We start from the raw sequence: 8,292 nt of genomic DNA, 5'->3' as shown, positions 1-8,292 counted from the left end.
GATCATCTCCGCCGCCACCTCGGCGACTTCATCGACGCCTACAATTTCGCGCGCCGTCTGAAGACCCTCAACGGCCTGACCCCATACGAATACATCTGCAAAATCTGGACAAAAGAGCCCGACAGATTCAACGTCGATCCAACCCATCAAAGTCCGGGACCAAACAGTTACCGGACGTGCCCACCAGCAACTCTGCCGCGCTGGTCCCAAAGAAATCAGCCACTCGACGTCTCCATACACGTGGAGCGACCATGAAACATGGCCATGACAAACTCAACCGGAATATAGCGCGACTACATCAAATCGCCCCTTGCGCGCACATGATAGCGGCCTCCGCGATTTCTCGCGGAGGCCGCTCCAGTGTCCAACGGCTCCCGGCGACCTACCGCGCGAACTTCTGGAACTTGATCCGCTTCGGGATCAGGCTGTCCGCGCCCAGGCGGCGCTTCTTGTCTTCCTCGTACATCTCGAAGTTGCCTTCGAACCATTCGACGTGGCTGTCGCCTTCAAAGGCCAGGATGTGGGTAGCGAGGCGGTCCAGGAACCAGCGATCGTGGGAGATGACCACGGCGCAGCCCGCGAATTCTTCCAGGGCCTCTTCCAGGGCCTGCAAGGTTTCGATGTCCAAGTCGTTGGTCGGCTCATCGAGCAGCAGCAGGTTGCCGCCGGTGGCCAGGGTCTTGGCCAGGTGGACGCGGTTGCGCTCACCGCCCGATAGCAGGCCGACCTTCTTCTGCTGGTCGGCGCCCTTGAAGTTGAAGCTGCCGACATAGGCCCGCGAGTTGATCTCGCGCTTGCCGACGATCATCACGTCGGTGCCGCCTGAGACTTCTTCCCAGATGGTCTTGTTGGGATCCAGGGCGTCGCGGCTCTGGTCGACGAACGACAGCTTGACGGTGTCGCCGACCTTGACCGTGCCCTGGTCGGGCTGCTCGCGGCCGGTGATCAGCTTGAACAGCGTCGACTTGCCGGCGCCGTTGGGGCCGATAACGCCGACGATGCCGTTCGGCGGCAGGCGGAAAGACAGGTCCTTGAACAGGACCTTGTCGCCATATTCCTTCTCCAGGCCTTCGACTTCCAGCACCAGGTTGCCCAGGCGCGGACCAGGCGGGATCTGGATGTGAGCTTGGGTCTGGGCGGAGCGGGCGTTTTCCTGCGCCGAGACCATTTCCTCGTAGCTCGCCAGGCGGGCCTTGGACTTGGACTGCCGGGCCTTGGGGCTGGAACGCACCCATTCCAGCTCGCGGGTCAGGGCGCGTTGGCGGCTGTCGGACTCCGACTGCTCCTGGACGACGCGCTTGGTCTTCTGCTCCAGCCAGCCTGAATAGTTGCCTTCGTACGGGATGCCCTTGCCGCGATCCAGTTCCAGCGTCCACTTGGTGACCTGATCCAGGAAGTAGCGATCGTGGGTGACCAGGATCACGCAGCCCGGAAAGTTTTCGAGGTGATGCTGCAGCCAGGCCACCGACTCGGCGTCCAGGTGGTTGGTGGGTTCGTCCAGCAGCATGATGTCGGGCTTGCTGAGCAGCAGGCGCGCCAAGGCGATGCGGCGCTTTTCACCGCCCGACAGGTCCTGAATGCTGGAGTCGTTGGGCGGGCAGCGCAGGGCGTCGATGGCCATCTCGACCTTGGAGTCGATGTCCCACAGGTCGCGGGCGTCGATGATCTCCTGGAGCTTGGTCATCTCCTCCATCAGCTCGTCGGAATAGTCCTCGCCGAGCTTGTTGGCCACTTCATTGTAGCGGTCGAAGATCAGCTTGTCCTCGCAGTCGGCGATGACATTGCCCCAGACGTCCTTGGTCGGGTCCAGCACCGGCTCCTGAGGCAGGTAGCCCCGGCGGATGCCTTCGGCGGCCTTGGCCTCGCCCGAGAACTGATCGTCCAGGCCGGCCATGATTTTCAGCAGGGTGGACTTACCCGAACCGTTGACCCCGACCACGCCGATCTTGGCGTCGGAATAGAACGACAGCCAGATGTTCTCAAAGATCTTCTTGCCGCCTGGGAAGGCCTTGGTGAGGCCTTGCATCTGGAAAATATACTGTTGCGCCATGGCTGGGCCGGATCTCGCTGGTCGGAAGTCGGGGGGACGGGCGCTGAGATAGCGGTCGGGGGCCATTTAAGCAATGTCGGCGGCCGGTCCTCGGTCCGCTTCTCGCTGTTTGGCGAGGATATTCGAAGTGGTCGAGCTTCACCGTTTCGTCGCGAGACCGTCAGCTAAGCAACATCGTTCCGTCGCTGCACCGTCGCGGAGCGCTGTTACCCGAGCCTGAGAACCGGCGCGCTCCCCGCGCGACCGGGCAGGGGATAGACCATGAAACATAATCTGATGCTGGGCGCCGCTTCGGCCGCCCTGCTGCTGCTGGCCGCCAGCCCGTCGCTGGCCGCCGAAACGCCGGCCAGCGCCGTTGACAGCGCCGCCGATGAAACCACGGTCGAAGCCATTGTCGTGCTCGGTCAAGGCCAGAGCCGCTCGGTCCAGACCCTGACGTCCGATGCCTTGTCGCTGGAAGCCGCCGGCACCAGCCCCTTGAAGGCTATCGAAAAGCTCGCCGGGGTGAACTTCCAGTCGGCCGACGCCTTCGGCGCCTACGAATGGTCGACCCGCATCTCGATCCGCGGCTTCAACCAGAACCAGCTGGGCTTCACCCTGGACGGCGTGCCGCTGGGCGACATGAGCTACGGCAATCACAACGGCCTGCACATCAGCCGCGCGATCGCGAGCGAAGATCTGGGCGAGGTGGAACTGGCGCAAGGCTCGGGCGCACTCGACACCGCCTCGACATCGAACCTGGGCGGCACACTGAAATTCAGCTCGCGCGACCCGTCGGAACAGTTTGGCATTCTGGCCGCCGTCACAGGCGGTTCGGAAAGCACCTATCGGGCCCATCTCCGCCTCGACACGGGCGTCCTGCCGAGCGGCGGGCGGGCCTATGTCAGCTACGTCAACCAGAATGGCGACAAGTGGAAGGGCGACGGTCAGCAAAAGCAGGAGCAATTTGGCTTCAAGCTGGTGCAGCCGGCCGGTCCGGCCACCCTCACCGCCTTCATCAACGGCTCCAAGCGTCGCGAGAACGACTATCAGGACCTGTCGCTGGGCATGATCAATCGCCTCGGCTACGGCTTTGACAACATCTCGGACAACTGGCCGCTCGCGGTTCGCCTGGCTGACATTGGCAACAACCGTGGCGACACGGGCACCCCGCCGACCAATCCAGCGGCCGGCTCTGTTTATCCCGCCCCGTTCACCACCATCGACGATGCCTATTTCGACGCCGCGGGCCTGCGGGACGACACCATCGGCGCGATCACCATCGATGCGCCGATCAACGAGATGATCACGCTCTCGGGCACGGTCTACGGCCACGGCAACACCGGCCAAGGCTTGTGGTTCACGCCGTACGTGCCTTCGCCTAACGCCTACACGCCCGGAGCCACCACTAACAACGCGCCGATCTCGATCCGCACCACCGAGTACGACATCAACCGGACCGGTCTGATCACCGGCGCCACCGTGACTCTGGGCGACCATCGGATCGAAGGCGGCTGGTGGTACGAGGACAACGACTTCCATCAAGCGCGTCGTTTCTACGCCCTCAACCGCGCCGCGCCGCAACGCGACAGCCTGGACTTCCAGTCCGATCCGTTCTTCACGCAATGGGCCTATCGCTTCGAAACCCTGACCAGCCAGTTCCACCTCTCGGACACCTGGTCGGTGACTGAGGCGCTCACGGTCAATGCCGGCTTCAAGTCGCTACGGGTCAAGAACGCCGCTCGGACGATCGTTGCGCCAGCCTCGGGCGCGATCGACGGTTCGATCATCTCGCGCGACAAGTTCCTGCCTCAGGTCGGAGCCAACTGGAAACTGAACGACAACAACGAGGTTTTCGGCTCGTACTCCGAAAACATCCGCGCCTTCGTCAGCGCCGCGACCGCTGGCCCGTTCTCGACCACCCAGGCCGGCTTCAACGCTATCCGCAGCACCCTAAAGCCGGAGTCCTCCAAGACCATCGAACTGGGCTGGCGCGTTCGGGGCGACGGCTTCGAGGGCGTGGTGACCGCCTATCACGTCGACTTCGAGAACCGTTTGCTGGGCACCCAGGTCGGGGCCGGCATCGTCGGCAACCCGGTCGTCCTGGCCAATGTCGGCAGCGTCGAAACCCAGGGCGTCGAAGCCGCCGGCACCTGGCGCTTCATGGCCGACTGGTCGGTGTTCGGCTCCTACGCCTATAACGACTCCAGCTACAGTGACGACGTGCGCAACGGGTCGGGCGTTCTTGTCGCCGCGACCGCTGGCAAGGAAACAGTCGATACGCCCAAGCACCTGCTCAAGACCGAGCTGGCCTACGACAACGGCGGCCTCTACGCCAAGGTCGCGGCCAACTACACCAGCGAGCGGTTCTTCACCTATACCAACGACCAGAAGGTCCCATCGCGCACCATCGTCAACCTGACCGCCGGCTATCGCTTCCAGGGCGAAGGTTTGCTGAACGGGCTGGAAGTGCAGGCCAACGTCACCAACCTGCTCGACGAGGAATATGTCTCGACGATCGGCTCGAACGGCTTTGGCAATTCGGGCGACAACCAGACCCTGCTGGCCGGCGCGCCGCGTCAGGGCTTCGTGACGATCAAGAAGCAGTTCTAGAAACCGTCAGATCCTCAAGCCTTGGGCCGGGAGGCGACTCCCGGCCCTTTGTCGTTCAAGCTTTACCAACACTCGCCGAAAGCCCGCCATGACCGATCTCTCCCGCCGTTCAGCCCTGGGTCTCTCGGCCGCCGCCTTGGCCATCGCGCCCGCCGCCCATGCCGCCATCGTGGATGCGCCGCACCCCAAGCTCGACAAGCCCGTGACCCGCATAGCCTTTGGCTCCTGCGCCAAGCAGGACAAGGACCAGCCGATCTGGGAGGCGATCTTCGCGGCTAAGCCCGACCTGTTCGTCTTCCTGGGCGACAACATCTATGCCGATACGCGCGATCCCAAGGTGATGGCCGCCAAATACGCGGCGCTGGCCGCCAAGCCGCATTTCAAGCGCCTGCGCGACACCATCCCCGTCGTCGCCATCTGGGACGACCATGACTTCGGCGAGAACGACGCCGGAGCCGACTATCCGATGAAGGCCGAGAGCCGCCGCCAGTTCTGCGATTTCTGGGGCGAGCCCGCCGACTCCGTGCGCCGCACCCGCGACGGCATCTATGCCGCCTATGTGTTCGGCCCCGCCGGCCAGCGCGTGCAGCTCATCCTTCCAGATTTGCGCTGGAACCGCACGCCCCTGGTCGAGAAGACCTTCCCGGGCGGTTACAAGGCCTGGGCCACCGCGCGCGGCCTGTCCGGCAAGGAAACGCCCGGACCTTACGACCGCATCCCCGACCTCGACGCGACCATGATCGGCGAGCCGCAATGGGCCTGGCTGGAGCAGCAACTGGCCCAGCCCGCCGACCTGCGCATCCTGGGCTCCAGCCTGCAGGTCCTGGCCGACTTCGCCGGCTGGGAGGGCTGGGTGAACTACGCCCGAGACCACCAGCGCCTGCTGGACACCGTTCGCCGCAAGAAGGCTGACCGCCTGATCTGCATCAGCGGCGACACCCACTATGCCGAGGTCTCGCGCCTGGACACCAACGTCCCCTACCCGATCTGGGACATCACCTCCTCGGGCCTTACCGAGGTCTGGCCAGTGATCCCGCCCAACGCCCTGCGCGCCTCGCCGGTTCTGCGCGAGCGCAATTTCGGCATGATCGAGATCGACTGGAGCGGCGCCGCGCCAGTGGTGACCGCGCGAGTGCATGACGAGAAGGGCGCGGTGAAGATCACGCAGGTGATCGATGCGGGGACGTTGCGGGTCGCCTGACGAAAATCCTCCCCCCAGCGGGGGAGGTGTCGGCGAAGCCGACGGAGGGGGAAGTGCTACCGGCTCATTGCGGTCTTCCCCAACCGGCCTGACGGCCGCCTCCCCCTTCAGGGGGAGGATCTGGAAACCATCAAACTTTTCCCTGCTGACAACATCGCGCCCCCGCACTAGCGTCCCGCGCCATGATCAGACCCTCGCTTACCACCCTCGCGGCGTGCCTCGCCCTGTCGTCGCCCGCTTTGGCGGAAAAGCTCTCCCCCGAACGTATCTTCGCCGATCCCAGCCTGAGCGGCCCCACGGCCAAGGGGGTGGCCCTGTCGCCAGACGGCAAGCGCGTCACCTATCTGAAGTCCAAGGCCGAGGCCGCCAACGTCCAGGACCTGTGGGCGGCTGACGTGGCCGGCGGTGAGCCCTACCGCCTGATCGACTCGGCGACCCTGTCCTCGGGCGCGAAGGAATTGTCGGAAGCCGAGAAGGCCCGCCGCGAGCGCGCCCGTGTCTCGTCGCGCGGCATCGTCGAATATAGCTGGGATAGCCAGGGCCGCTTCATCCTGGTTCCGCTGGACGGCGACCTCTATCTGGACAGCGTTTCCGACGGCAAGGTCAGCCGCCTGACGCAGACGCCAGGCGACGAGGTCGACGCCAAGGTCTCGCCGCTGGGCGGCTATGTCTCCTATGTCCGCGACCAGAACCTGTATGTGAAGCCCGTCGACGGCGGGGCCGAAAAGGCCCTGACCACCGACGGCAAGGACGCGCTGTCCTTCGGCGTCGCCGAGTTCATCGCCCAGGAAGAGCTGGATCGCTTCAGCGGCTACTGGTGGTCGCCCAGCGAAGGCCACATCGCCTATACGCGCGTCGACGAGAGCGGCGTCGACATCGTGCCCCGCGCCGACATCGGCCCCGGCGGAGCCACGGTCGTCCTGCAGCGCTATCCGCGCGCCGGCCGCCCCAATGCGGTCGTCGATCTGTTCGTACGCAACATGGCCACCGGCCAGGACGTGCAACTGGACCTGGGCACGAACAAGGACATCTATGTCGCCCGCGTCGACTGGTCGGCCAACGGCAAGACCGTCTACGTTCAGCGGCTGTCGCGCGACCAGAAGACCCTGGACCTCATCGCCTTCGACCCGACCACGGGCAAGGGCAAGACGGTCCTGACCGAAACCGACCGGCACTTCATCGAGGTCACCGAAGACTTCCGTCCCTTGAGCGATGGCACGTTCCTGTGGTCGTCGGAGAAGTCCGGCTTCAACCACCTCTATCGCCACGCCGCTGACGGCAAGCTGATCGCCCAGATCACCCGGGGCGACTGGCCCATGAGCCGGGTCGAGGGCGTCGACGAGACGCGCAAGGTCGTGATCTTCGGCGCCTCCATCGACACGCCGATCGAGCGCCGCATCTATCAGATTTCCTACACCAAGGCTCCCCAAGGCAAGAATGGCAAGCCCAAGGCCCTGACCCCGGCCGGCGGCTGGTGGACGGCCAAGGTCGCGCCCAACGGCGCCTTCGCCGGCAGTTACAGCGATCCGAATACCCCGCCCCAGACCGCCCTCTACGCCCCCGACGGCAAGCGCGTGCGTTGGATCGAGGAGAACAGGCTGGCCGAGGGGCATCCTTACTGGCCCTATGCCTCGACCTTGACCACGCCGGAATACGGAACCCTGAAGGCGGCCGACGGTGAGGCCCTGCACTACGCCCTGCTGAAGCCGGCCGATTTCGACCCGTCGAAAAAGTATCCGGCCATCGTCGCCGTCTATGGCGGCCCGCACGCCCAGAACGTCAGGAAGACCTGGCAGAGCGCGTCGGAACGGACCTATCTCGAAGCCGGCTATCTCGTCTTCCGGCTCGACAACCGTGGCACCGCCAACCGCTCGGCCAAGTTCGCGCGGGCCCTGGATCGCCGCATGGGCACGGTGGAGGTCGACGACCAGCTGGTCGGCGCCAACTATCTGAAGACCCTTCCCTATGTGGACGCCGACAAGCTGGGCGCCATGGGCTGGTCCTACGGGGGCTTCATGACCCTGATGATGCTGACCGCTGACGACAGCCCGTTCAAGGCCGGCGCCGCCGGGGCTCCGCCGACCGAGTGGGGCCTTTACGACACCGCCTATACCGAGCGCTATATGGGCAAGCCGGAAGAGAACAAGGACGGTTATGCCCGCTCCGACAGCCTCAACCTGCTCCACAAGCTAAAGCCTGGCAGCCTGCTGTTGCTGCATGGCATGGCCGACGACAACGTGATCTTCGAAAACAGCACCCGCCTGATGGCGGCTCTGCAGAAGAAGGCCATCCCGTTCGAAATGGCGCTCTATCCCGGCGAGCGTCACAGCGCGCCCGGCAGCAAGACCAAGGGCCTGAGCGTTCTGAAGACCCACCTGGAATTCTTCGGGCGCAAGCTTAAGGGCCAGTAGCCCCGCAGCCACCGTTCGCGGCGTCCGCTGCGAACGGT

General features: G+C 64.6%; 4 protein-coding genes and 1 pseudogene. 4 read left to right on the top strand and 1 reads right to left on the bottom strand.

Translation table 11 applies throughout. From position 1 onward, the window contains the following. Positions 1–255 (top strand): annotated as a pseudogene (locus tag ACP69S_RS12865) (hypothetical protein); the annotation flags it as partial. A 127-nt stretch (positions 256–382) separates the two neighbouring features. On the opposite strand, the gene ettA reads toward ACP69S_RS12865, so the two are convergent. Continuing rightward, positions 383–2,050, bottom strand: coding sequence for an energy-dependent translational throttle protein EttA (ettA, locus tag ACP69S_RS12860; protein WP_425997783.1), 1,668 nt, complete (start codon positions 2,048–2,050; stop codon positions 383–385). A gap of 261 nt (positions 2,051–2,311) precedes the next feature. Here ettA and ACP69S_RS12855 point away from each other — a divergent pair, with 261 nt between their 5' ends. From ACP69S_RS12855 to ACP69S_RS12845, 3 genes are all read left to right on the top strand, one after another. After that, positions 2,312–4,642: a TonB-dependent receptor family protein gene (locus tag ACP69S_RS12855; protein WP_425997781.1), complete on the top strand. Its 2,331-nt coding sequence runs from the start codon at positions 2,312–2,314 to the stop codon at positions 4,640–4,642. An 88-nt stretch (positions 4,643–4,730) separates the two neighbouring features. Continuing rightward, positions 4,731–5,843: an alkaline phosphatase D family protein gene (locus tag ACP69S_RS12850; protein ID WP_425997779.1), complete on the top strand. Its 1,113-nt coding sequence runs from the start codon at positions 4,731–4,733 to the stop codon at positions 5,841–5,843. Between the two features lie 182 nt (positions 5,844–6,025). Then, a complete protein-coding gene (locus ACP69S_RS12845) occupies positions 6,026–8,254 on the top strand; it encodes a S9 family peptidase (protein ID WP_425997777.1) in 2,229 nt (742 codons plus the stop codon). Positions 8,255–8,292 lie beyond the last annotated feature (38 nt).

This window comes from Caulobacter sp. DWR1-3-2b1 (assembly GCF_049895765.1).
Taxonomy (GTDB): Bacteria; Pseudomonadota; Alphaproteobacteria; order Caulobacterales; family Caulobacteraceae; genus Caulobacter.
This window is presented reverse-complemented; position numbering and strand designations above follow the sequence as displayed.